The organism is Actinacidiphila epipremni (genome assembly GCF_012034175.1).
GTDB lineage: Bacteria > Actinomycetota > Actinomycetes > Streptomycetales > Streptomycetaceae > Actinacidiphila > Actinacidiphila epipremni.
In genome coordinates this window covers 229,093-253,625 of the sequence record NZ_JAATEJ010000006.1, presented here as the reverse complement: position 1 = coordinate 253,625, position 24,533 = coordinate 229,093, and the positions used below count along the sequence as shown (strand labels likewise).

The 24,533-nt window shown below is 76.1% G+C and carries 18 protein-coding genes; 8 read left to right on the top strand and 10 right to left on the bottom strand.

Annotated elements, in window-relative coordinates; genetic code table 11:
* Positions 1-93: 93 nt before the first annotated feature.
* The 5 genes from HCN08_RS11100 to larB form a co-directional block, all read right to left on the bottom strand.
* A complete protein-coding gene (locus tag HCN08_RS11100; protein WP_167982806.1) occupies positions 94-3,675 on the bottom strand; it encodes an amino acid adenylation domain-containing protein in 3,582 nt (1,193 codons plus the stop codon).
* Positions 3,665-4,954 carry a beta-ketoacyl-[acyl-carrier-protein] synthase family protein gene (locus HCN08_RS11095; protein ID WP_167982805.1) on the bottom strand — a complete coding sequence of 430 codons (1,290 nt, stop codon included), beginning with the start codon at positions 4,952-4,954 and terminating at the stop codon, positions 3,665-3,667. Before HCN08_RS11095 ends, HCN08_RS11100 begins: the two co-directional genes overlap by 11 nt.
* A gap of 29 nt (positions 4,955-4,983) precedes the next feature.
* Positions 4,984-5,274, bottom strand: coding sequence for a phosphopantetheine-binding protein (locus tag HCN08_RS11090; protein WP_167982804.1), 291 nt, complete (start codon positions 5,272-5,274; stop codon positions 4,984-4,986).
* Positions 5,275-5,499: 225 nt separating this feature from the next.
* Complete coding sequence (gene larC / locus HCN08_RS11085; RefSeq protein WP_322974375.1) at positions 5,500-6,705, bottom strand: nickel pincer cofactor biosynthesis protein LarC; 1,206 nt, start codon at positions 6,703-6,705, stop codon at positions 5,500-5,502.
* The gene (gene larB / locus HCN08_RS11080; protein ID WP_167982803.1) at positions 6,702-7,739 is read right to left on the bottom strand and encodes a nickel pincer cofactor biosynthesis protein LarB; all 1,038 of its coding nucleotides are present in this window, start codon (positions 7,737-7,739) and stop codon (positions 6,702-6,704) included. Before larB ends, larC begins: the two co-directional genes overlap by 4 nt.
* Here larB and larE point away from each other — a divergent pair.
* The 6 genes from larE to HCN08_RS11050 all read left to right on the top strand — a co-directional run bounded on the left by larE (position 7,738) and on the right by HCN08_RS11050 (position 17,425).
* Positions 7,738-8,643 (top strand): ATP-dependent sacrificial sulfur transferase LarE, encoded by a 906-nt coding sequence (larE, locus tag HCN08_RS11075; protein ID WP_167982802.1) that lies wholly within the window; start codon positions 7,738-7,740, stop codon positions 8,641-8,643. The genes larB and larE overlap by 2 nt on opposite strands.
* 171 nt (positions 8,644-8,814) lie before the next feature.
* A complete protein-coding gene (locus HCN08_RS11070; RefSeq protein ID WP_167982801.1) occupies positions 8,815-11,109 on the top strand; it encodes an HAD-IB family hydrolase in 2,295 nt (764 codons plus the stop codon).
* Positions 11,106-12,347: a zinc-dependent alcohol dehydrogenase gene (locus HCN08_RS11065; protein WP_167982800.1), complete on the top strand. Its 1,242-nt coding sequence runs from the start codon at positions 11,106-11,108 to the stop codon at positions 12,345-12,347. The genes HCN08_RS11070 and HCN08_RS11065 overlap by 4 nt, the downstream gene beginning before the upstream one ends.
* A gap of 25 nt (positions 12,348-12,372) precedes the next feature.
* The gene (locus tag HCN08_RS11060) at positions 12,373-13,950 is read left to right on the top strand and encodes a lactate racemase domain-containing protein (RefSeq protein ID WP_167982799.1); all 1,578 of its coding nucleotides are present in this window, start codon (positions 12,373-12,375) and stop codon (positions 13,948-13,950) included.
* Positions 13,947-14,879, top strand: coding sequence for a lysophospholipid acyltransferase family protein (locus tag HCN08_RS11055; protein ID WP_167982798.1), 933 nt, complete (start codon positions 13,947-13,949; stop codon positions 14,877-14,879). The genes HCN08_RS11060 and HCN08_RS11055 overlap by 4 nt, the downstream gene beginning before the upstream one ends.
* 269 nt (positions 14,880-15,148) lie before the next feature.
* Positions 15,149-17,425, top strand: a complete 2,277-nt coding sequence (locus HCN08_RS11050) for a glycosyl hydrolase family 18 protein (RefSeq protein WP_407648741.1) — start codon at positions 15,149-15,151, stop codon at positions 17,423-17,425.
* 68 nt (positions 17,426-17,493) lie between these two features.
* Here the strand turns inward: HCN08_RS11050 and HCN08_RS11045 are convergent, their stop codons facing one another.
* Entirely contained in the window at positions 17,494-18,333 is an 840-nt protein-coding gene (locus tag HCN08_RS11045) for a DNA glycosylase AlkZ-like family protein (protein WP_167982796.1), read from the bottom strand.
* A 75-nt stretch (positions 18,334-18,408) separates the two neighbouring features.
* Positions 18,409-19,527 carry an MFS transporter gene (locus HCN08_RS11040; protein ID WP_407648737.1) on the bottom strand — a complete coding sequence of 373 codons (1,119 nt, stop codon included), beginning with the start codon at positions 19,525-19,527 and terminating at the stop codon, positions 18,409-18,411.
* A gap of 402 nt (positions 19,528-19,929) precedes the next feature.
* Here HCN08_RS11040 and HCN08_RS11035 point away from each other — a divergent pair, with 402 nt between their 5' ends.
* Positions 19,930-20,688, top strand: coding sequence for an AraC family transcriptional regulator (locus tag HCN08_RS11035; protein WP_407648736.1), 759 nt, complete (start codon positions 19,930-19,932; stop codon positions 20,686-20,688).
* 42 nt (positions 20,689-20,730) lie between these two features.
* On the opposite strand, the gene HCN08_RS11030 is transcribed toward HCN08_RS11035, so the two are convergent.
* On the bottom strand, positions 20,731-21,165 hold the full coding sequence (locus HCN08_RS11030) for a hypothetical protein (protein WP_167982793.1): 435 nt from the start codon (positions 21,163-21,165) through the stop codon (positions 20,731-20,733).
* Between the two features lie 15 nt (positions 21,166-21,180).
* On the bottom strand, positions 21,181-21,687 hold the full coding sequence (locus HCN08_RS11025; protein WP_167982792.1) for a DinB family protein: 507 nt from the start codon (positions 21,685-21,687) through the stop codon (positions 21,181-21,183).
* A gap of 208 nt (positions 21,688-21,895) precedes the next feature.
* On the opposite strand from HCN08_RS11025, the gene HCN08_RS11020 reads away from it, so the two are divergent.
* Positions 21,896-23,134 carry a DUF4032 domain-containing protein gene (locus HCN08_RS11020; protein ID WP_167982791.1) on the top strand — a complete coding sequence of 413 codons (1,239 nt, stop codon included), beginning with the start codon at positions 21,896-21,898 and terminating at the stop codon, positions 23,132-23,134.
* Between the two features lie 91 nt (positions 23,135-23,225).
* Here the strand turns inward: HCN08_RS11020 and HCN08_RS11015 are convergent, their stop codons facing one another.
* Positions 23,226-24,458 (bottom strand): Gfo/Idh/MocA family protein, encoded by a 1,233-nt coding sequence (locus HCN08_RS11015; RefSeq protein WP_167982790.1) that lies wholly within the window; start codon positions 24,456-24,458, stop codon positions 23,226-23,228.
* Positions 24,459-24,533 lie beyond the last annotated feature (75 nt).

Sequence of the window (24,533 nt, the reverse complement as noted above, 5' to 3'; positions counted from 1 at the left end):
CGGACCCGTAGCGCGGTTGCGGACGTCACCGCGCTACTCCCCCGGCGGGAGGGCGGCTCCACCCCCGGGCCGCCCTCCCGCCCCCCGTACGTGTCAGGCGCGGCGCTTGCGGCGCCGGATCAGGGAGCGGTCGATACGGCGGGCGGGCTCGTCCGCGGCGGCGGGCGGGGCGGCCGGCGCCGCCAGGCACCCGGCCATCGTGCGTACCGTCGGATTGCGGAACATGTCGACGGACCTCAGCCGTACGCCCAGCTCCGCATTCAGCCGGGTCACCGCCTGCGTGAGCAGCAGCGACGTGCCGCCCGCGTCGAAGAAGTTGTCGTCCAGGCCGATGTCGTCGCGCCCGAGCACGGCCCGCCACACCCGCGCGACCGCCGCCTCGGGGGCGGTACGGGGCCGGGCGGCCGGCGGGAGCGCGGTCGCGGTGGTGCGCGGCGGGTCGGGCAGCGCCTTGCGGTCGACCTTGCCGTTGCGGGTGAGCGGGATCTCCGGGAGCGGGACGTAGCGGGCGGGCACCATGTAGCCGGGCAGGTCGCGCGCGAGGTGGCGGCGCAACTCCTCGGCGCCGGGCGCCACTTGTCCCGCCGGGACGACGTACGCGACGAGCCGCCGGGTGCCGGCGGCGTCCGCGCGGGCGGCCACGACGGCCCGCCGTACGCCCGGGTGCCGCAGCAGCGCCGCCTCGATCTCGCCGGGTTCGATACGGAAGCCGTCGATCTTCACCTGGTCGTCGATCCGCCCGAGGCAGTCCAGCCGGCCGTCGCCGAGCCGGCGGACGAGGTCGCCGGTGCGGTAGAGCCGGCCGGTGCCGGTGAAGGGGTCGGGGACGAACTTCTCGGCGGTCAACTCCGGTCGGCCCAGGTAGCCTTCGGCGACGCCCGCGCCGCCGATGCACAACTCGCCGGGGACGTACGGCGGCAGTGGCCGCCCGGCGCGATCCAGCACATAGCAGCGGGTGTTGGCGAGGGGACGGCCGAGGGTGATCCGGTCGCCCGGCCGGACGCGGGCGGCGGTCGACCAGACGGTGGTCTCGGTCGGCCCGTAGAGATTCCACAACTCGCCGGTGCGGTCGAGGAGTTCGTTCGCGAGGTCGGCGGGCAGCGGCTCCCCGCCGCACAGCGCCCGCAAGTTGCCGTCGCCCTCCCAGCCCGCGGCGGTCAGCAGCCGCCATGTCGCCGGCGTCGCCTGCATGAGCGCGGGGCGCGAGCGGCGCAGCCGTTCGCACAACGCGAAGCCGTCCCGCGCCGCTTCGGCCGGCACCAGCTCCACGCAGCCGCCGGTGACCAGCGGCAGGAACAGTTCGAGCCCGGCGATGTCGAAGCACACGGTGGTGACCGCGAGCAGCCGCTCCCCGGGCCGGCAGCCCGGTTCCGCGGCCATGGAGAGCAGGAAGTTCGTCAGCGCCCGATGCCCGATCCGCACGCCCTTGGGGCGGCCGGTGGAGCCGGAGGTGTAGATGACATACGCGAGATCGCCGGCGCGATGCGGGAGTTGGGCGCCCGGGCCGGCGGCGCCGGGACCGGCGTCCGCCGCCTGCGGGGGCGTGGCTGCGGGCGCCGGCGCCCCGGCCTCCCCCGGCGGGAGGGCCGGGTCCGTCACGTCCAGGCGCGCGATGCCGGTCGCGGCGAGCTCGGGCGGGAGGGGCAGGCCGCCGCCGGTCAGGAGCAGGCGCAGGCCCGCGTCCTCGGCCATCGCGCGGATGCGGTCGGCGGGGTAGAGCGGGTCGAGGGGGACGTACGCGGCGCCCGTGTGCATGACGCCGAGGAGCGCGGCCACGAGGTCGGCGCCGCGCCCGAGGTGGACCCCGACCAGGTCGCCGGGGCCGATGCCCGCACCGCTCAGGGCGGCGGCCACCCGGCGGGCGCGGGCGGCGAGTTCGGCGTACGTCAGCGTCCCGTCGTCGGCGACGACGGCGACCGCGTCCGGGCGGGAGGCCGCCTGCGCGGCGAACAGGTCGCAGACCCGGGCGTCGGGCCGCGCGGCGGTGTCGGTGGCGTTCCACTCCTCCAGCACCTGCGCGCGGCGCGGCCCCGACAGCAGCGGGACCGCCGCGACGTCGCCGGGCGCGCCGGCCAGCGCGGTGAGGAAGGCGGCGAGGTCGGTCCGCAGCGCGTCGGCGGCGCCGGGCTCGACCCGGTCGGCGGCGAGCAGCAGCCGGCAGCGCTCCCCGCCGGGCGCGGCGATGACCTGCACGGCGGCCCCGGGTACAGCCCCGCCCGCGCCCTCGGCCCCCACGACGACCGGCAGCCCGGGCGCGCCCGTGAGCGCCGCGTGACGCACGCCGAGGTCGCGCGGGTACGTCCCGCCCCATGCCTCGACCTCCGCGACGGCCGCCGCGAGCTGCCCGCAGTACGCGGCGAAGCCCGTCCCGTCCGCCGCCTCCGGCACCCGCAGGGGCACGGTCTCCGCGAAGTACGGCCCCGGGTCCGCCGCCGCCCGCAGCCCGACATCACCCGCTGCCTCCCCGGTGACCCCGGCGACCCTGCCGAGGTACAGCAGCACACCCGCCAGCGCGGCCAGCTGCGGCTCGACGCCGGCCCCGGCCACGAGCCCGGACGGCACGGCCACGTCGTACGCGACGACCCCGGCCCCGCCCTCGGCGCGACCGCCGGCCCCGGCCACCGGCCCCGCGACCCCGCAGTACGGCAGGTCGAGGGGCCGCACCGACGCCAACCGGCGTACCCAGCGGGCCTCGTGGCGGCGGGTGGCGCGCAGCCGGGCGGTCAGGGCGGCGGTGTCCGCGGCGGTCGGGAGCGGAAGCCGGGCCCCGGGGCCGAGCCCGAGGGCTTCCGCGGAAAGCGGCGTGCCCTCAGGGCTGCGCAATGGGCCGAGGAAAAGATCCTGGTCCCCGGTCGCCACCGTCAGGCCCGACGCGTCGGCGGCGAGGACCGTGCCCGGCGGGCGGCCGGAGCGGGTGGGGAGCAGCCGGCTGCCGGCCGGCACCGCCCAGCCCGCCGGCAGCGCGATCTTCGCGGTGCCGAAGGCGTTGTCGCCGCGGCCGAGCAGCGTCGCCCGTACCAGCGCGTGCAGTTCGCGCCCGGGCCGCTCCCAGCGCAGCAGCCCGCCGGCCGGCAGCACGTCGGCGCGGGCGTGGTACGTGCGCTGCCGCAGGTCCTGCGGTACGGGCACGGCCCGGCCGGCGGTGAGCAGGTCGGCGAGCTCGCCGAAGGAGTCCATGCCGGCCTGGAAGCACGCGGTGTTGAGGTCGTACGCGGTGTCGTCGGGCCCGACGGCGACCTCGCGCCGGAGCAGGATGTCGCCCTCGTCGGCGCCCTCGGTCATGACGTGCCAGGTCACCCCGTGCTCGGCCGGAGCGTCCAGCAGCGCCCAGCTCGTCGCGTACATCCCGGCGTTGCGGGGCAGCAGCGCGTCGTGGAAGTTGACCGCGAGCCGGCGCGGCAGGTCCAGCAGCGCGCGCGGCACGATCCGCAGGTAGGTGATGCCGAAGAAGTAGTCGAAGGGCTCACCGCCGAGCACGGCCGGGAGCCCGTCGAGCCGTTCGACCGCCGGGACGCCCCGCTCCCGCGCCCATTCCCGCAGCGCGGGCTCCGGCGAGACCAGGGCGCTCAGCCGGTGGCCGCGCTCCAGCCAGCGTGCGGCGCACTCCACGAGCAGCGTCCGCTCGCCGGCCATGACCGCGCTCGCGGGCACCGCCCCCGTGCCCTCAACGGGCATGGACCGCCCCGCTGTTGCGGGTGCGCCGGGTGCTGGGCGGCTGGAAGACCAGGGAGACGTTGTGGCCGCCGAACGCGGAGGACGTCGAGAGCGCGGCGGTCAGCCGGGCGGGCCGGCCGCCGCCGCGCACATGGTCGAGGTCGCACTTGGGGTCGGGGTCGTCCAGGTTGCGGGTCGGCGGCAGGACGCCGTCCGCGACGGCGAGGACGGTGGCCGCGGCCTCCACCGCGCCGGCGCCGCCCAGCAGATGGCCGGTGACGCCCTTGGTGGAGCTGACGGCGGGCTGGTCGGGGCCGAACACCTGCTGGATGGCGGCGGCTTCGGCCATGTCGCCGATCTTCGTGCCGGTGCCGTGCGCGTTGACGTAGCCGACGTCGGCGAGGCCGAGCCCGGCCTTCTCGATCGCGCCGCGCATGCACGCGGCGACGCCGGAGCCGTCCGGGTTGGGCATGATGAGGTGGAAGGCGTCCGTCGTGGAGCCCCAGCCGGTGAGGTCGGCGTATCCGGCGGCGCCGCGCGCGTCGGCGAGGTCGGCGCGTTCGACGACGAGCATGCCGCCGCCCTCGCCGAGGACGAAGCCGTTGCGCCGGGAGTCGAAGGGCCGGCTCGCGGCGGTCGGGTCGTCGGCCCAACCGGTGGCCAGCGCACGGGCGTTGCGGAAGCCGGCGATGCCGGTGAGGCCGCCGAGCGTGGCCTCCGTACCGCCGCAGACGACGACGTCGGCGTCGCCCGCCGTGATCAGCCGGAAGGCTTCGGCGATGGCGTGCGCGCTGGCCGCGCAGGCGGTGGTCACGGTGGAGGAGAAGCCGCGGATGCCGTGCTTGAGGGCGATCCGCGCGGTGGCCATGTTGGGCAGGAAGGCCGAGTAGAGGTACGAGCTGACGCCCGGCGCGCCGCGTTCGCCCGACAGCCGGGCCTGCCGCTCGAAGGTGATCATGCCGCCCGCGCCGGTGGAGGCGATCACGGCGACCCGGTAGGGGTCCACGTCCTGCCCGACGGTCAGCCCCGCGTCGGCGAGCGCCGCGTCGGCCGCGGCGACGGCCATGAGCGAGAACCGGTCGACGACGCTGCGGTCGTGCCGGGGGACGTGGGCCGCCGGGTCCAGGTCGGGGGCGATGCCGGCCGCGTCGACCAGGCCGGCCGCGACATGGTCCGGCGGGGGGCTGACGAGGCCGGAGCGCGGCTCGCACAGGGCCGCGAAGAAGTCCGGCACGTCGGTGCCCAGCGGGGTGACCAGGCCGATGCCGGTCACGGTGGCCCGCGGTGCTGCGCTGTTCACTGCCGCGTCCTTTCCGCTGTGGTCCGGTGTCAGTCCGCGAGCCCGGCGGCGGACGTCGCGCCCATCCGCTCGACGACCAGCGCGGAGAACTCGTCGAGGGTGAGGTCGGCCATGCCGGGCAGCTCCTCGTCGGCGAACTTCACGCCGAAGTCGTCCTCGATGTGGACGGCGAGTTCGGCGACGGCGAGCGACTCCAGGTCCAGCCCGGCCGGGCCGAGCACCATGTCGTCGGCCAACTCGCTGATGTCGTAGTCCATTTCCAGCAGAGCCGTCTTCACCGCGTCACGTACCGTCTCGAACACGTCGAACCCTTCGGTCATGGCCACCGCATGGCTGTGCGAAAGTCCCGCTGCGCGCTCACCCTGGCATGGCCGGGCCCGGCTGGCACGCGGTCACCGGGGTTGCACACGTCGTGTGCGCGCGGGGTCGGCGCGGGGCTGTGCAACATCGGATTCTCCGCGGTTGTACGGCTCCCGGCGGCGGATTCCGCTCGGGGCGGCGGGAGTTGGCCGTACCGGCGGGCCGGGCCGTTCCCGGAGTACGGCTCAGGTCGCGGGGCCGGGCTGCGCGGCGCGGGCGCGGGCCTGGTCCAGGACGGCGGCGACCGGCAGTCCTGCGCGCCGGGCCAGCGCGGCGGCCTCGTCGTACTCGGGCTGGACGGTGACCAGGCGCCCGGCCAAGTAGCCGCGTTTCACCGGGACATGGCCGCCGGCCACCGCGACCTCGACCTGGTCGCGGGGCAGCGAGCGGCGGTCGACCGGTGAGACGCGGACGCCGAGCGTCGTGGTCTGCTCGAAGACCACCGCGCAGACCAGGTCGAGGCGTTCGGCGTCGACCAGCACGCTGAGCACCTGCCCGGGGCGGCCCTTGCGGGTGAGCGCGGGGGTGCACCAGGCGTCGGCGGCGCCCGCGGCGCGCAGCGCGTCCAGCAGGTCGGGCCAGATCCGCGGGTCGAGGTCGTCGACGGTGGTGTCGACGCGGTGCAGCGGCGCGCTGGTCCAGGGCGCGGGTGCGTCGGGGGCGTCGCCGAGGAGGACCCGCAGGACGTTGGGGTGGCCGCGCGGGTCGGCGGTGCCGGCGCCGGTGCCGACGGCGGACGGGGTGAGCGCGGGCGGCGGGCCGTAGCCGGTGGCCAGCGCGCACAGCAGGGCGGCGCCGGTGGGGGTGCACAGCTCCATCGCGGCGGGGTGGGCGGCGATCGGGGCGCCGGCGGCGGTGAGCAGGCCGAGCACGGCGGGCCCGGGCACGGGGATCGTGCCGTGCGCGCCGGTGACGGTCCCGGAGCCGACCGCGACGGGCCCGACGATCCGCCGGGCCCCGTCGCCGAGCAGGCCGAGGCTGTGCAGGGCGACGGCGCAGCCGACGACGTCCGCGATCGCGTCGAGCGCGCCGACCTCGTGGAAGTGCACCTGCTCCGCCGGTATCCCGTGCACCCGCCCCTCGGCGGCGGCCAGCCGCCGGAAGACGCCTGCGGCGAATTCGGCCACGGTCTCCGGCAGTCGGGCCCGCGCGACGACGTCCAGCACCTCGCCGAGCCCCCGCCGCACGGCCGACTCCGCGGCGACGACGGTGACATGCGCGGCCCGGAAGCCGTGCCGCCTGACCTCCCGCCGCTCCAGCCGCACCCCCTCGACCGGCAGCGCGCCGAACGCCCCCTCGACGGCCTTCTGTTCGGCCCCGGCGTCGAGCAGCGCGGCCAACAACATGTCCCCGGCGGCACCGTTGCCCGGGTCGACCCACAACGTCCTCACGCCCGCCCCTCCTTCGCCGCGCCTCGCGCTGCCGCCCGCGGCGCAGGTGCGGTCGCGTCGCCGGCGGCCGGATCGGCGGCGCAAGCCGGGCGCATGCGATCCGCGGTGTCCGCCCCCGGCACGTTCGCCATGTCCTCGGCCGCGGCGCCGGAGCCGGCCGGCTGCCACGCGGGCGCCGTCCCGTCCCCGCCCGCCGGGTCGGCGGCGCACGCCGGGCGTGCCCGATCCGCCACGTCCCCGGTGTCCCTCGTGCGCTCGGCCCCGCGGGCGATGCGGGCCGCTGCCACGCCCGCGCCGAAGCCGTTGTCGACGTTCACCGAGAGGACGCCCGCCGCGCAGGAGTTGAGGGTTGCGAGCCAGGCGGTGAGGCCGTCGAGGTGCCAGCCGTAGCCGACGCTCGTGGGGACGGCGATCAGGGGCAGGCCGGTCAGGCCGCCGAGGACGGAGGGCAGCGCGGCCTCCATGCCGGCGACCGCCACGACGACGTCGCAGGCGGCGATGCGGTCCATGCGGGCCAGCAGCCGGTGCAGGCCCGAGACGCCGACGTCGACGATCTCCTCGGCCTCCGCGCCGAACGCCCGTACCGTCGTGGCGCATTCGCGCAGCACCGGCAGGTCCGCGGTGCCCGCGCACACCACCGCGACCCGGCCCCGGCGCGGACCCGGCGGCCCGAGCGTCGCCGTGCGGCCGAGGTCGTCGACCTCGGCGCCGGGCAGCTCCCGGCGGACCAGCGCCCGGGTCTGCTCGTCGAGGCGGGTCGCCAGCACCGTGCGCCCGGGGTGCGCGAGGGCCAGCGCCCGCAGCGCGCCCACCGTCTGCGCGGGCGTCTTCCCGGCGCCGTAGACCACCTCGGGGTCGCCGGTCCTGGCGGCCCGCCCGACGTCCAGCCGCGCGTACCCGAGGTCGACCTCCCGTGCGTCCCCGGCGCCGGCCGCAACCGCGCCCGCCGGCTCCCTGCCGCCCCGCGCGGGCCCCTCGCCGCCCGAACCCGCCCCCGTACGTGCCGCCTTGTGGCCCGCGGCCGTCTGCTCCATGGTGTTCGAACCCTTCGTTCCGGCCCCGGCGCCGGGTGCGTACCGGCTGACCCAGGAGGTGGACGTGGTGGCGGAGTTCGCTTCCGCGGCGGACGCGGCGCGGGCGCTGCTCGCCGAGACCGCGGGGTACGGCGCCACTCTGGTCGCCTTCTCCGGCGGCGTCGACTCCAGCGTGGTCGTGGCCGCCGCCGTACGGGCGCTCGGCGCGGACCGGGCGGCGGCGGTGACCGCGGTCTCACCGGCGCTGCCGGCCGCCGAACTGGCGGCGGCGCGGCGATTGTGCGCCGACCTCGGTGTCGTCCACCACCTCGTGGAAACCCGGGAGTTGGAGGTCGCGGGCTATCGCGACAACGGCCCGCAGCGGTGCTTCTTCTGCAAGAGCACCCTGCTGGAGGCGGCCGTGGACCTCGCCCGGCAGCTGGGCTTCGCGAACGTGGCGACCGGCACGAACGCCACCGACGTGACCGACCGCTTCCGCCCCGGCATCGCCGCCGCGGCCCGGCGCGGCGCGCTCACCCCGCTGGCGGACGCCGGGCTCGGCAAGGACGCGGTGCGGGCGGTGGCCCGGCTGTGGGGGCTGCCCACATGGGACAAGCCGGCGATGGCGTGCCTGTCGAGCCGGATCGCCTACGGGCTGCAGATCACGCCGGGCCGGCTGGCCCGGGTTGAGCGCGCCGAGGTGCTGGTGCGCGCGGCGCTGGGCGCGGGCGCGGACCGCGCCGACGTACGGGTGCGCGACCTCGGCGAGGCGGTGCGCGTCGAGGTCGGCCCCCGGGTCGCCGCCGACCCGGCGGCGCACCCCGCGCTGGTGGCGGCGGTACGCGCGGCCGGCTTCACGGACGGCGCGGTGACGGTCGAGGTGTTCAGGTCCGGCTCCATGAACGCCGCCCCGCAGCCGCGTTGACCTGCGTATACCCCAACTCCCGGGCCACGTGCACGCGTTGTGCGCCCCCGGGCCGTGTCCTAACCTGAGCCGCGTCCCGAGGGCCAAACCCCCCGCCCCGGACCCCCTCCGCACACCCCGACCCCCGCTCGTCCCCGCCCCGACTCCAGGACCATCCACGGAGGTTCCGCCGTGCACGTGCTGCTGACCGGCGCGACCGGCTTCCTCGGGCAGGCGATGCTGGAGCGGCTGATCGTCGACCACCCCGACGCCCGGATCACCGTGCTGGTCCGGCGGCGCGGCGACGCGTCCGCGGCGGACCGGCTGGCCGGGCTCGCCCGCAAGCCGGTCTTCCGCACCCTGCGCGAGCGCATCGGCGCCGCCGGGGTGCGGGCCGCGCTCGCCGAGCGGGTGGACGCCCTGGAGGGCGACCTCGGCAGCGGCGGTGTCCCCGCGCTGCCCGGCACGCTCACCGCGGTGCTGCACTGCGCCTCCACCGTGTCGTTCGACCCGCCCGTGGACGAGGCGTTCCGGATCAATGTGCTGGGCGCCCGCGAGCTGTACGAGGCGGTGCTGGCGTCCGGCGCGAGCCCGCACGTCGTGCATGTCTCGACCGCGTACGTGTCGGCGCTGCACCGCGGTGTGGTCGCCGAGCGCTCCTTGGACCACGCGGTGGACTGGCGCGGGGAGTTGCGGCACGCGCAGGCCGCCCGTGAGGCGGCCGAGGTGCGGTCGCGCACGCCCGGGGTGCTGGGCCCGCTGCTGGCGGCGGCCCGCGCGGAGCACGGCAAGGCGGGCACGTCGGCGGTCGCGGCGGCGGCCGAGCGGGCCCGCCGCGACTGGGTGCACGAGCACCTGGTGACGGCGGGGCGGCTGCGCGGGCAGAGCCTGGGCTGGACGGACGTCTACACCTTCACCAAGGCGCTGGGCGAGCGCGTCGCCGAGGAGTACGCGCAGGACCATGACCTGCGGGTTTCGGTGCTGCGGCCGACGATCGTGCAGGCTGCGCTGGACCTGCCGTACCCGGGCTGGTTCGAGTCGTACAAGATGATGGACCCGATCACGCTGGCCTACGGGCGCGGTGAGATCCGGGAGTTCCCGGTGCACGCCGACTCGGTCGTGGACATCGTGCCGGTGGACGTCGTGACGTCCGCGGCGCTCGCGGTCGCGGCGGCGCCGCCCGAGCCGGGCCGCCCTGCGTACTTCCACGTCGGCACCGGCGCCCGCAACCCGCTCACGCAGGACGACCTGCACCGCCATGTGAAGCGCTACTTCACCGCGCACCCGCTGCCCGACGCCGGCCGCGGCCACGTCAAGGTGCCGCCGTGGCGGCTGAACGGCGCGGCGCCGGTGGAGCGGGCGCTGCGGGCGGGCGAGCGGGCGGCGGAGCTGGTGGAGCGGGCGCTGCCGCTGCTGCCGGCGAGCGCCCGGCTCAGGGAGCGCGCCGACCGGGCCCGTACCGACAGCCGCCGGGTGCGGGCGCTGCGCCGGCTGCTGGACCTCTACGGCGGCTACGGCGGCGTCGAGGCGGTCTTCGGCGACGCCAACACCATTGCCCTGCACCGGGGCAGGCCGCCGGGCACCGCCGGCTTCGACGTCGCGGAGATCGACTGGCCGCACTACGTGGCCGATGTCTACTGCCCGGCCGTCACCGCGGCGAGCCGCCGCACCTCCGGGCCGCGCCGCAGCCGCGCCGCGGCCGGCGGCGCCGACGTGAACGCCGCGCTGCCCGAAGGGCGGGACGTGGCCGCGCTGTTCGACCTGGAGGGCACGGTGCTGGCCTCCAACCTCGTCGAGGTCTTCGTGTGGACGCGGCTGATCTCGGTGCCGCCCGCGGGCTGGGCCGGCGAACTGGCGTCGCTGGCCCGGGCGGTGCCCGGCTACGTGGGGGCCGAGCGGCGCGACCGGGGCGACTTCGTGCGGGCCTTCATGCGGCGCTACGCGGGCTGCCGCGAGGCGGAGTTGCGGGCGGCGGTGGCGCACCGGATCGGCGACGCGCTGCTGCACCGCTCGTTCCCCGAGGCGGTCGCCCGGATCCGCGCCCACCGCGCGGCCGGCCACCGCACCGTCCTGATCACCGGCACCGCGGACCTGTTCGTGCAGCCGCTCGCCCCGCTCTTCGACGAGATCGCCGCCAGCCGGCTCCAGGTGCGCGACGGGCTGCTGACCGGCCGCCTGGAGCGGCCCCCGGTCGTCGGCGAGGCCCGTGCGGCGTGGGCCCGCCGGTACGCCGAGACCGCCGGGCTCGACCTGCGGCGCTGCTACGCGTACGGCGACAGCTTCTCCGACCGGGCGCTGCTGGACCTGGTCGGCAACCCGGTCGCGGTCAACCCCGACCACCGGCTGCACCGGCACGCGGCGGGCCGGGCGTGGCGCGTCGAGGAGTGGGGCGCGCACACCGGCGGGCGGCTCGACGCGGTGCTGACGGCGCTGTCCGGCCCGGCGCGGGCGGTACGGCCGGCGGGGCGGGCGGGGGCGGTGCGGTGAGCCAGGCGCTGGAGTACTACCGCTCCCCGGCCCGCTACCTGGCCGCGCGCGGGCTCGCCGCGGCCGGGGCGGGCGGCGGCCGGCTGGCGGGCGCGGTGGCCGGTTCTGTGTCGCCGCTGCGGCTGGTGGACCGGCCGGCGGTGCGGTCCGGGGCGCCGGGCATGGTGCGGCTGCGTCCGCTGCTGTCCGGGATCTGCGGCTCGGACCTGGCGCTGCTGGGCGGGCACGCGTCGCCGTATCTGACGGCGCTGGCCTCGACGCCGTTCGTGCCGGGGCACGAGATCGTCGCGGAGACGCTGGAGGAGGCGCCGGGGCTGCCGGCGGGCAGCAGGGTCGTGGTCGACCCGGTGCTGCCGTGCGCGGCCCGCGACACCCCGGTGTGCGCCGAATGCCGGGCGGGGCGGCAGAACCGCTGCGGGCACATCACGGCGGGCGCGCTGCGGGCCGGGCTGCAGACGGGTTTCTGCGCGGACACCGGTGGCGGCTGGAGCCGGTCGGCGCTCGCGCACGTCTCCCAACTGCACGTGGTGCCGGAGGGGTTGCCGGACCGGCAGGCAGTGCTGGTGGAGCCGCTGGCCTGCGCGGTGCACGCGGTGCGCCGGGCGGCGGTCGCGCCGGGCGCGTCGGTGCTGGTGGTCGGCGCGGGCACGGTGGGGCTGCTGACGGTGCTGGCGCTGCGGGAGTTCACCGCGGCGGGCCCGGTCTACGTGGTGGCCAAACATGCGCACCAGCGGGCGCTCGCCGAGGCGTTGGGCGCCACCGAGACGCTCGCGCCGCGCCATGTCGCCCGGACGCTGCGGATGCTCACCGGCGGCAGCCTGGAACACCCGGACCTGGGCGGGGACTTCCTGCTCGGCGGGGTGGACGTCGGCTTCGACTGCACGGGTGGCGCGGCCGGCCTGGACACCGCGCTGCGGACGGTACGGGCCGGCGGCACGGTGGTGATGTCCGGCATGCCCTCGGGCGCGGTGGACCTGGCGCCGGTGTGGTTCAGGGAGCTGCACCTGGTCGGCACGTACGCCTCGGCCGCGGGCCTGCCCGGCGGGGCGGACGCCCGACAGGACGTCCCCGGGCCGGACTTCCCCGAGGCGCTGCGGCTGGCCGGCCGGGTGGCGGCGCTGGCCGGTTTCGTGGACGCCGTCTACCCGCTGTCCCGCTGGCGCGAGGCGATCGGCCACGCGCTCGCGGCGGGCCGGCTCGGCAGCGTCAAAGTCGCATTCGATCCGAACCGGGGATAGAGCCCGAGCTAGGGGGAGCACCACCGTGGGCAGACCGGGCTTCGTACTCGAAGTCGACGAGCGCACACCGGCGTTGCTGGTCAACGAGGGCGAGGGGGCGCGGCTTGAGCGCTTCCCGCTGGGCACCCGGGTGATCTATCCGCCGGACTCGCTGCCGGGCATCCGGGACGTGCGGGCGGCGATCCGGCACGCGCTGCTGCACCCGCACGGCGACGACCCGCTGCCGGCGCTGCTGCGCCCCGGGATGCGGCTGACAGTCGTCTTCGACGACATCTCGCTGCCGCTGCCGCAGATGCGCACCCCCGACATGCGCCAACTGGTCATCGAGCAGGTGCTGGAGTACGCGGCGGCGGCCGGCGTGGACGACGTGGAACTGCTCGCCGCGAACGCGCTGCACCGCCGGATGACGGCGGCCGAGCTGCGGCGCACGGTCGGCGACCGGGTGTTCCGGTCCTTCTTCCCCGGCCACTTGAAGAACCACGACGCCGAGGACCGGGCCAACCTCACCGAGGTGGGCACGACCCGGCACGGCGAGGTCGTGGAGATCAACCGGCGGGCCGCCGAGAGCGACCTGATCGTCTACGTCAACATCACCCTGACCGGCATGAGCGGCGGCAGCAAGTCCGTGGCCGTGGGCCTGGCGTCGTACCGCAGCCTGCGGCACCACCACAACGTGCACACGCTGCGGCACTCGCGGTCCTTCAACGACCCGCCGAAGTCGGCGATGCACCACTCCTACGACCGGATGGCGGGCGTACTGGCCGACAACGTACGGGTGTTCACGGTCGAGTCGACGGTCAACGGCGACTCCTACCCGCCGCAGGTCGGCTTCATGAACCGGCGCGAGTGGGAGTGGTCGGCGGCCGACCAGGCGTCGTATCTGGCCTTCCGCAAGCTCAACGGCATGGCGCCGGCCAAGCTCAGGCGGCAGATGTGGCAGCGCAGTTACGCCCCTTACGGCATCACGGGCGTGCACGCGGGCGCGCCGGCGGACGTGCACCCGTACACGCTGGCCGCGGTGCACCGCCAGCAGCTGACCGAGGTGGACGGGCAGAGCGACATCGGGGTGTGGGGGCTGCCGTTCATCTGCCCCTACAACGTCAACTCGGTGATGAACCCCGTCCTGGTGATGTCGCTGGGCCTGGGCTATCTGTTCAACCTCTACCGGAACAAGCCGATCGTGCGGCAGGGCGGGGTCGGCATCTTCTACCACCCGATGCCCGCGGAATTCCATCCGGTGCACCACCCCAGCTACATCGACTTCTACGAGTCGGTGCTGTCCCGCACCAAGGACCCGGCGCTGATCGAGGAGAAGTACGAGGAGCAGTTCGCCACCGACCCCTGGTACACGCATCTGTACCGGACCAGCCACGCCTACCACGGTGTCCATCCGCTCTACATGTGGTACTGGGGCGCGCACGCCCTCCAGCACCTCGGGGACGTGATCTTCGTGGGCGCCGACCGGGGCGCCGCGGCCAGGCTCGGCTTCCGTACCGCGAGCACGCTGGGCGACGCGCTGGAGATGGCGCGGGAGACGGTCGGCTCCAGTCCGTCGATCACCTACCACCACAGCCCGCCGCTGGCCCTGGCGGACGTCCGATGAGGCGCCGGGGCGAGGGCGTGCGGGCCGGGCTGCGGCTGCTCGCGCACGGGCGGGACCTGCGCGGGCGGGCCCGGGTGCCGCGCTCGGCCGAGCAGTGGGAGGAGCCGGCCGAGCCCGGCCGCTTCCCCACCGCGTGGGCGCGCACCCCGGTCGCCGGCGCGGTGCGCTACGGGCTCCAGCGCGGCCTGCTCAAGCCCACGACGTGGACGGTGGTGGCGCCGCAGGTGGAGGGGGTCGAGCGGCTGGACGGGCTGCGCGGCCCGGTGGTCTTCGTCGCCAACCACGCGAGCCACCTGGACACGCCGCTGATCCTGGGCGCCCTGCCGCCGCGGTTCGCCCGCCGGATCGCGGTCGGCGCGGCGGCGGACTACTTCTTCGACACCCCCTGGCGGGCCGCGCTCACCGCGCTCGCCCTGAACGGCTTCCCCGTCGAGCGGCGCGGCGGCCGGCGACTCAAGAGCCTGGCCCCGGAGCTGGTGGCGGACGGCTGGCATCTGCTGCTCTTCCCCGAGGGCACCCGGTCCGCGGACGGCTGGATGAACCGGGTACGGGCCGGCAGCGCGCATCTGTGCTGCGGTTACGGCATCCCGGCGGTCCCGGTCGCGGTGCGCGGCTCGTACGCGGCGATGCCGCGCGGCCGGGGCTGGCCGGTGCCGGGCCGGCCGCGGGTGTCGGTGCGCTTCGGCGACCCGCTGCTGCCCGGACCGGACGAGAACGCCTGGGACTTCAACGCCCGGCTCAGCACCGCGGTCGCCCGGCTGTGGAACGAGGAGGAGCTGGGCTGGTACGGCTCGCTGCGCGACGCGCGGGAGGCGGCGGTCGCCCGCCCGGCGGGCCCGGCGAAGGCCGGGTCCTGGCGCCGGGCGTGGGAGGCGAGCCGGCCGCTGCCCAAGCGGCACCGGGGGCCGCTGCCGGAGGACGACGCCTGAGCGCCGGCAGCCCCTCAGGGAAGGTCAAGTGCGGGTAAAATCCCGGGAGTTGGTCTAGTCCACTCCATCAGGCACGACGGGGCTGCCGCCGGCCGAGTGGTCCAGTCCAATTCCGGGCCCGCGCATTGCCGCGCGGCGCCTTGTCCGGTGTCCTGGGAGCGCCGCCCTCGCGCCCCCACACACCGAGGAGAGCCGTGTCCCCCGGACTGAGATTGCCCAGATCCCCCCGTCCCCGCAGCGCCCCGCCCGCCGGGCGTCCCGCGGCCCGGCTGCGCCGCCGACTCGCGGCGGTCGCGACCGCCTGCGCGCTGGCGCTGGCCGGCCTCGCCGGGCTGAGCGCGCCGGCCGCGCACGCCGCCGGCGCGGTCACCGCGGAGTTCAGCAGCACCGGCAGCGGCTCGTCCTGGACGGGCACGTACACCGTGAAGAACGGCACCTCCAGCGCGATCAGCACCTGGCAGCTGGAGTTCGACCTGCCGGCCGGCGTGAAGATCACCAGCGAGACGTACGGCACCTCCACCGTGACCGGGCAGCATGTCGTCGCCTCGCCCGCCTACTACAACGCGGCCGTCCCGGCGGGCGGTTCGACATACCCGTACAGCTACACCTTCACCGCCTCCGGCCCGATGTCGGCGCCGACCGGGTGCCTGGTCAACGGCGACAAGTGCGACGGCAGCCCCGCCGTGCCGCCGCAGGCGCCGACCGGGGTCGCGGTCGCCGACGCCACCGCGCACACGGTGACGCTGAAGTGGACCGCCGCCGCCCTCGGCGACTTCCCCGTGGCCTCCTACGACGTGCTCCAGGGCAGTACGGTCGTCGCCTCCAGCGCCACCACCAGCGCGACCGTGCAGAACCTCGCGCCGGCCACGGCCTACCAATTCACCGTCCGCGCCAAGGACAGCCGCGGCAACACCGGCCCGCTGAGCGCACCGGTCACCGCGACCACCTTCGACCCGGCGACGGACCGGATCCCGCCGACCGCGCCCGGCAACCTCCGCGCCGGCACGGTCACTTCGAGCACCGTGCAGCTGTCGTGGGACGCGGCCACCGACAACAACCGGGTCGCCGCCTACGACGTCTACCAGGGCACGGCGCTGGTCGCCTCCACGCCCGCCGACACCCGCACCGCCACCCTCACCGGCCTCGCGCCCGCGACCGCCTACACCTTCACCGTCAAGGCCCGCGACCTCGCCGACAATCCCTCGCCGGCGAGCAGCGCGGTCACCGTCACCACCCAGGAGGCGGTCGGCAACGGCGGCTACGCGAAGGTGGGTTACTTCGTGCAGTGGGGCATCTACGGGCGGCAGTACTTCGTCAAGAACCTCGACACCTCCGGCGCCGCCGCGAAGCTCGACGTCATCAACTACGCCTTCGGCAACGTCGATCCGCAGAACCTGACGTGCCTGAACGGCGTCACGAAGGCCACTACCGCCGACCCCGAGGACCCGGGCCAGGGCGACGGCGCTGGTGACGCCGAGGCCGACTACGGGCGGGCCTTCCCCGCCGCGCAGTCCGTCGACGGCCAGGCGGACGACGGCTGGGGCAAGCTGCGCGGCAACTTCAACCAGCTCAAGGAGCTCAAGGCGAAGTACCCGCACCTGAAGGTCGTGATGTCGCTCGGCGGCTGGACGTACTCCAAGTTCTTCTCGGACGTCGCCGCCACCGACGCCTCCCGCAAGAAGTTCGTGTCGTCCTGCATCGACATGTACATCAAGGGCAACCTGCCGTCGTACGAGGGCGCCGGCGGCCCCGGGGTCGCGGCCGGCATCTTCGACGGCTTCGACATCGACTGGGAGTGGCCCGGCTCCCCCGACGGCCACCCCGGCAACCACTACTCGGCGAACGACAAGGCGAACCTGACCGCGCTGCTCGCCGAGTTCCGCCGCCAGCTGGACGCGCTGGGCGGCGACCACCTGCTGCTGACCGCCTTCACCCCCGCCGACCCGGCGAAGATCGCCGCCGGCTGGGACCTGCCGCAGGTGTCGAAGTCCCTGGACATCGAGAACGTCCAGGGCTACGACTTCCATGGCTCGGGCAGCGACAACTCCTGGGAGCCGGCCCGCACCGGCAACCAGGCCAACCTGTACGCCGATCCGACCTCGCCCGTGCCCGACGACTTCAGCGTCGACAAGGCCATCCGGACCTACCTCGACGCCGGGGTCTCCCCGCGCAAGCTCACCGTGGGCCTGCCGTTCTACGGCCGCGGCTGGCAACAGGTCACCGACGGCGGCGTGCACGGGGTCTGGCAGCCCGCGAACGGCGCCGCGCCCGGGCAGTTCGCCGAGGAGGCCGGCACCCGCGGCTACAGCAACCTCGTCACGAGCGTGCCGGGGCTGACCGTCTACCACGACACCACCTCGGTCGCCACCTACGGCTACACCGGCAACGGCGGCCAGTGGTGGTCCTTCGACGACGCCTGGTCGATCGGGAAGAAGGCGCAGTACATCACGTCCGAGCACCTGCTGGGCGCGATGATCTGGGAGATGTCCGGCGACACCCCGAACGGCTCCCTGCTCACCGCCCTGACCACCGGCCTGGGCGGCTGACCGCATGCCGTGACCGGCGCCCGGGCGGGAGAACCGCCCGGACGCCGGCCCGGCCGGGAAGGGCAGGCTCAGGGAGCCCAGGGGGAGGCGGTCGCCCAGCTCACGTCCCCCGACGGCTCCGGGGGCCGCGCCGCCCGCCCGGCCAGAACGGTCAGCGGGCCGTGCCCGGCGAGCGCGCCGGCCCGCGCGAGCGCCCGCCACGCGCCGCGGGCCCGGCTCACCGGCAGCCCCGACCAGACGGCGAAGTCCTCCGGCCCGGCGGGCGCGTGGGCGGCCAGGTAGCGGCGGGCCAGCTCCGCGAGGGCGGCCTCCCCGGCGGGCTGCGGCTCCCCGGCGGGCGGCAGCCAGTCGTCGAGCAGGACGTACGTGGCCTCGCCGGCACGCTGCGGGCCGTGGCAGAGGATGCCGCGCAGCGCGGCGTGCCGGATCAGGTGGAAGGGCGCCTGCCCCTGCGCGGGCACCCCGATGCCGGCCAGCGCCTGCGTCAACTCCGCCCGGGTGAGGGGTCCGTGGGCGGCGAGCTCCTTGCACAGCAGGGCGTCGGAGCGCCGCCGCAGGTCCTCGTCGAGGCCCAACTGGCCGTACCGGCGGGCGGTTGCGGCGAGGGTGCCCGGCCCGAGCAGCGCCGGCAGCCGGCGGGCGTCCTCGGCGGGCACGGTGTGCAGCGTCCCGCGCAGGTACCAGCCGCGCACGATGCTGCGCTCGTCCTCGTACGCCGCCCGCACCGCCTGCCGGGTGATGCCGCGCCCGCGCGCCCGGATGCCCAGTTCGGCGGCCACCGCGTCCTGCGCCTGCACGGCGAACACCCGCCGTACGACCGCCGCGACGCCGTCCTCGCGCACTCCGCCGGCGAGGGCCTGCGCATGTGCCCGCAGCAACCGGACGTCCTGGGGCGGGGGTTGGGTCATCGGGTCGGCCTCCGGTCGGCTGCGGTGTCGGCTGCGCCGCCGACCCTACGGGAGCCCGCCGGCGACGCCCGCCGGTCAACTCCCGTGTCGCTGCGGCGGTGTCGGGGGCTCGGGGAGCGGCCGGACCAGGAGCCAGCCGAGCGCGGGCAGCGCGATGAGCGGCAGCAGGGCCGTACGCAGCGAGGTCGCGTCGGCGAGGGCGCCCACCGCCGGGCTCACGACACCGCCGACGCTCACCGCGAGGCCCAGCGTGACGCCGCTGGCGGTGCCGACGCGGGAGGGCAGGTAGTCCTGGCCGAGGGTGACCTGGAGCGAGAAGGGGACGTAGAGGCCGGCCGAGGCGAGCGCGACGAAGAGGTAGAGGGCGGGCCCGGGGACGAGGACGACGCCCGCGACGGCGAGCACGCTCGCGACGTACGACCCGCGCACCACCCGCACCCGGTTCCAGCGGGCGGCGAGCGCGCTGCCCACGACCGTGCCGACCGCGCCGCCCGCGTACAGCACGAACAGCGCGACGGCCCCCGCGGTCGTGCCGCCGCCGGTGCGCTGCCGCGCGTACAGCGAGATGAAGCTGCCCAGGACGACGAAGACGACCGAGCGGCACACGATCGCGAGCGTGAGCCGTACGAAGCTGCGCCGGTCGTCGTCCCGCCGGGCGGCCGGCCCGGGCCCGCCCGGCGCGGGGCGCCGCGGCGCGCCGGAACCGGAGCGCACGGCGAACAGGGCGAGCGCGGTGCCGAGTGCGGCGGGGACGACGAGGACGGGGGTGGCGCCCAGCCCGCCCGCACCGACCACCGGCGTCACCAGGGCCGGCGCGAGGGCGAAGCCGATGTTGCCGCCCAGCGAGAACCAGCCCATCGCGGTGTGGCTGCCGCGGCTCGCGATCCGCGCGACCCGCGCGGACTCCGGGTGGTACGCCGCGATCCCGACGCCGGCGAGCGCGACCGCGAGCAACGTCAGCGGATACGACCGGCTCACCCCGCTCAGCCCGATCCCGAGCCCGGCCAGCGCGGTGCTCAGCGGCAGCAGCCACGGCATCCGCCGCCGGTCGGTGAGCGCCCCGAACACCGGCTGCACGAGCGAGGAGAGCAGCGAGGCCGCGAGCACGACACCGGACGCGGCGGCGTAGGAGTAGTCCCGGTCGGCGACGAAGAAGGGCACGAGCGCGGAGACGGCCCCCTGGTAGACGTCCACGCACGCATGCCCGACGGACAGCACGCCGATCGCCCCCCGGGCGGAACCCCCACGCCGGCCGCCCCGCTGGACTCCCCCGCCGGCCCGGCGGCCGGCGGCGTGCCCGGACCCGGCGGCGTACGCGAGCCCCGGCCCGGACGCGGGCGCGAGCGCGCCCTCGGCCGCGGATACGGCCCCGGGTCCGGTCCCGGACGCAGCCGCACGCGCAGGCCCGGACGCCGCCTCGGGCCCGGGCGCGAGTGCGCCCTCGGCCGCGGGCGCGGCCCGGAGGGACGTCGTCCCCCCAGGCGTGGATGCGGGGTCCGGTGGGGCGTCGCCCGGGGGGCGGGAAGGCTCGCGGGAGGTCATGACGGGATCGTCGCGCCCGGCGTCGGCTCCCGGCTTCCGATAAAGTGCCGGGTTGTGTCGAAAATCCGCCACATGCCCGCACCGCTCGCCTCCGTACGGCCGCTCGCCGCCGGGCAGGCCATCGACGCGCACCGGCACGACGAGCACCAGATCCACTACGCGGGCCGCGGCGTGCTGACCGTCACCACCGGCGCGGGGACGTGGATCGCGCCGGGGAACCGGGCGCTGTGGGTGCCGGCCGGGACCGTGCACGCGCACCGGGCGCACGGCGCCCTCGACCTGCACACGATCGGGCTCCCGGCGAGCGTCAACCCGCTCGGCCTCGACGTGCCCGCCGCGCTCACCGTCGGCCCGCTGCTGCGTGAGCTGATCCTCGCCTGCACCCGCGACCAGCCGCCCGCCGCCGAGGCCGAACTCCCGCCGGAGACCGAGCGGTTGCGGGCCGTCCTGCTGGACCAGCTGCGGACCTCGCCGCGCGGGCCGATGCACCTGCCCATGCCCGCCGACCCGCGGCTCGCCGCGGTGTGCGCCCTGCTGCACGACGACCCCGCCGACGACCGCACCCTCGCCGCCTTCGGCGCCCGGGCCGGTGCCGGCGAGCGCACCCTGAGCCGGCTCTTCCGCGCCGAGCTCGGTATGACCTTCCCGCAGTGGCGCACCCAACTGCGCCTCTACCACGCCCTGGTGCTGCTCAGCGAGGGCACGTCCGTGACGACCGTGGCCCGCCGCTGCGGCTGGTCCTCCCCGAGCGCCTTCATCGACGTCTTCCGCCGCGCCTTCGGCCACACCCCGGGCACGCACCTGCGCGACTGAGCCGCCGCGCCGCCCGGGCTCACACCCCTGCCGCGCCCGCCGTCACGCGCTTTCGCCGCCGCCCGCCGGTTCCCCCAGCAGCCGCCGCAGGCACTCCGCGTCCGGCCCGGCGAGGGCCACGTCGACGACATGCCCGTTGGCCGTGAGGTGGAGGGCGACGGCCTGCTGCCCGCGCGACCACCCGTCGGCCGGCTCCACCGGCCCGGCGGAAAGAATCCGCACCTCCGCCAGCGGCGCGGTGTACTGGATGAAGTGCCACTCCGGCGCGAAGACCAGCCGCCCCTCGCGCTGCGCGAGCCGCGCCCCCACCCACGGGAACCTCGCCCGCCCGGCCACCCGTATCCGGCACGGCGCCTCGAACGGCCCGCCCCGCTCGAACCGCGCCTTGCGCCGCCGCGCGCCCCGCCGCGCCAGCGCGACGCCCCACGACGCGCCCAGGCGGCCCGGGAGCAGGGAGAGGATGAGGTCGTCGATCACCGTGTCCCTCCGGGGTCAGTCTCCGGTCGTACCATCCGCCATTTCGCGCAGGATGTCGAGATGGCCGTTGTGCCGGGCGGTCTCCTCGATCAGGTGCATGAGGATCCAGCGCAGATTCACCTCGTTGCCGCCGCGGCGCAGGGTGCGCGCGGCGGGCTCGTCCAGGGAGTGCGCGGCGACCAGGTCGCGGTGCCGGGCGTTCTGGGCCGCGTAGTCGGCGAGCAGGTCGGCGACGGGGAAGTCGAGGGCGATACGCATCTCGCGGTCGGGGTCCTCGTCGGTCCACGGGCCCTCGTCCTCCTGGCCGAGGAACATCACGTCGAACCAGTAGTACTCGACCCACCGCAGGTGGTTGACCACGCCGCTGAGGGTCATCAGCGGTGAGCCGGGCAGCGGCGCGCTGCGCGCGAGGTCGTCGGAGAGGGCCTCGCACTTCATGCGGGCGGTGTCGCGTACGTAGTCGAGCATGGTGACGAGGGTGGTCCGCTCGTCACCGCTGGGCGGGACATCCGTTCTGGTCATGGTGCCGCATCGTCTTCGATCGACGCGGCCGTGTCGACCGTATTAGCCCCCGTGTCGCCGGCCGGGGAGCAGGCCCCGCGTCCGCCCCCGTACCGGCCGCCGTACCGGCCCCCGTGCCGCCCGCCGGGAGGCCGTGGCACCCTTGACCCGTCCGAACGCCGGACCGGCGCGCCCCCGCCGGGCCCCGACCAGAGAGCCGAGTCGCGCCATGCCGCTGCAGATCAGGGCCTTCGACGCCGACCACCCCTCCGCCCTGCTGGACCTCGAATGGCATCTGCCGCTGGAGCAGTGGTCGGAGGACAAGCTCGTCGCCCTGCCCCGCGGCATCTCCCGGCACGTGGTGCGCTTCGCCCGCGCCGGGGACGAGGTCGTCGCGGTCAAGGAGGTCAGCGAGTGGGCGGCGGTGCGCGAGTACGGGCTGCTGCGCGACCTCGACCGGCTCGGCATACCCGGCGTCGACCCGATCGCCGTGGTCACCGGGCGGCGGGCCGCGGACGGTTCGGCGCTGGAGCCGGCACTGGTCACCCGGCATCTGAACGGCTCGCTGCCGTACCGCTCGATGTTCGAGACGACGATGCGGCCCAGCACCGTCAACCGGCTGCTGGACGCGCTCGCGGTGCTGCTGGTACGGCTGCACCTGGTGGGCTTCGCCTGGGGCGACTGCTCGCTGTCCAACACCCTCTTCCGCCGGGACGCCGGCGCCTTCGCCGCCTACCTGGTGGACGCCGAGACCGGCCAGCTCCAGCCGGAACTCAGCACCGGGCAGCGGGACTACGACATCGAGCTGGCCCGGGTGAACATCGCCGGCGAGCTGATGGACCTGGAAGCCGGCGGCTCGCTGCACCCGGCCGTCGACCCGGTCACCTTCGCCGAGGCGATCTGCTCGCGCTACACCGACCTGTGGCACGAGCTGACCCGCGAGTCGGTCTACCCGGCCGACAAGCGGCACTACATCGACCGCCGCATCCGCCGCCTCAACGACCTCGGCTTCGACGTCGCCGAGATGCAGATCCAGCGCTCCCCCGAGGGCGACACCATCAGCTTCGTGCCCAAGGTCGTGGACGCCGGGCACCACCAGCGCCAACTGCTGCGGCTGACCGGCATGGACACCGAGGAGAACCAGGCCCGCAGCCTGCTCAACGACCTGGAGTCCTGGATGACCACCCAGGACGACTACGCTCCCGGTGATCCTCTGGGCGCCCGCCCCGAGGTGCTGGCGCACCGCTGGGTGCGGCAGGTCTTCCGGCCGGCGGTGCGGGTCATACCCCCGGAGATGCGGCGCAGCCTGGACCCGGCGCAGATCTACCACGAGCTGCTGGAGCACCGCTGGTACCTGTCGGAGGAGGCGGGCCACGACGTGGGCCTGGACGAGGCGACCGCGTCGTACGTCTCCGACGTCCTGCCGTACATCCCCGACCCGACCGCGCTCGCGCCGGACCCGGAGTAGGCCCCGCCCGGACTAGGCCCCATCCGGCGCCGGCGGAACCCGCGCCCGGCCGCGCGGCACCGAAACCCGGACCCCGCCGCGACCGTCGATTTCAGGCCAGTCGCAGCGCCGCCTCCCGTACGGCGAGCGTGTCGGCCCGCGCCTCGCGCAGCCCGGGCAGCGGCCAGATACCCGGCCGGGGGGCCGGCGGGCCGCCCGGCTCGACGGCCCAGGAGATGCTGCGGGTCCAGGCCCGCAGCTGCTCGCGGAAGCCCGTCACCGCAGGTCCCGAGCGGTGCGTGGTGCGGGTGGCGGCGCCGGTGGCGGCGTCCCAGGTGTCGATGTGCAAGGTCGCGCCCTCGTCGCGCGCGTACGGCGAGGGCAGCGTCAGCGTGGCGACGGAGTCGGTGCCGGTGAACTCCAGCGTCTCGCGGTAGCGGCGGTGCGCCGGCAGCCGCAGATGGCTCGCCTCGACGACCAGGTCGTCGTCGGGGCGCCAACGGCAGCTCACCGCGCTGGTCCCGGCCCACTGCCCGGCGTGCTCCAGCCGGCCGTGCAGCTCGCGTCCGCTGCCCGCCAGGGCCGCGTGCACGATGTTGACCTGGTGGATGAGCGAACCGCCCAGGCCCCGCGCGTACGCCTCGCGTTGCACGTCGGTGGAGCCGGGCCCGAGCGCGCGGACCAGGGCCTCCCGCCCGGCCGGCGGCTGCGGGCCGAAGGGCGGCGGCGGGTACGGGACCAGGTGCGCGACCTGGTGCGGGGCGTTGGGGTCGTGGATGTCGACGCTGATACGGCGGGCGGTGGCGGCGTGCGCGCGGCAGTGCTCGACGAAGCGCTGGACGACCGGGTCGTGCCGCTTCATGTACCCGGCGGTCACCGGCACCCCGGTGCGTACCTCGGCGGCGATCAGCTCGTCGATCTCGCCGACGTCCAGGGCGACCGGCTTCTCGCACAGCACCGGCAGCCCGGCCTCCAGGCAGCCGATGACGGCGTCGCGGTGGGTCCACCACGGCGACAGCACGAGGGCGGCCTGCGCCCCGGCCCACACCGCCTCCTCCGGTGTGGTGCAGACCGCGACCCGGTCGAATCCCGCCATCAGCGCGGCGCGGTGCCCGGGGTCCGGGTCGATGACGGCCGCGGGCCTGGCCAGATGCGGCAGGTCGCGCATTTCCCGCAGGTGCGCGGCGTGCGCGACCTTCCCGGCGCCGATGACCACGACCGGTACGGGCGCGTGCGCGGACCGTGCCGCGCCCTCGTGGCCGCCGTCCGGCGCCGCCGCGGCCTCCCGCGCCGGCCCCGCGGATCCCGCCGGCCCAGCCGGCCCCTGCCGCCCCGTGTGACGCATGGTGCTCATCCTTTCACCGCTCCGGCACTCGTTCCTACCAGGAAACGTGGCGCGACCGCGATGCCGGGGTGTCCG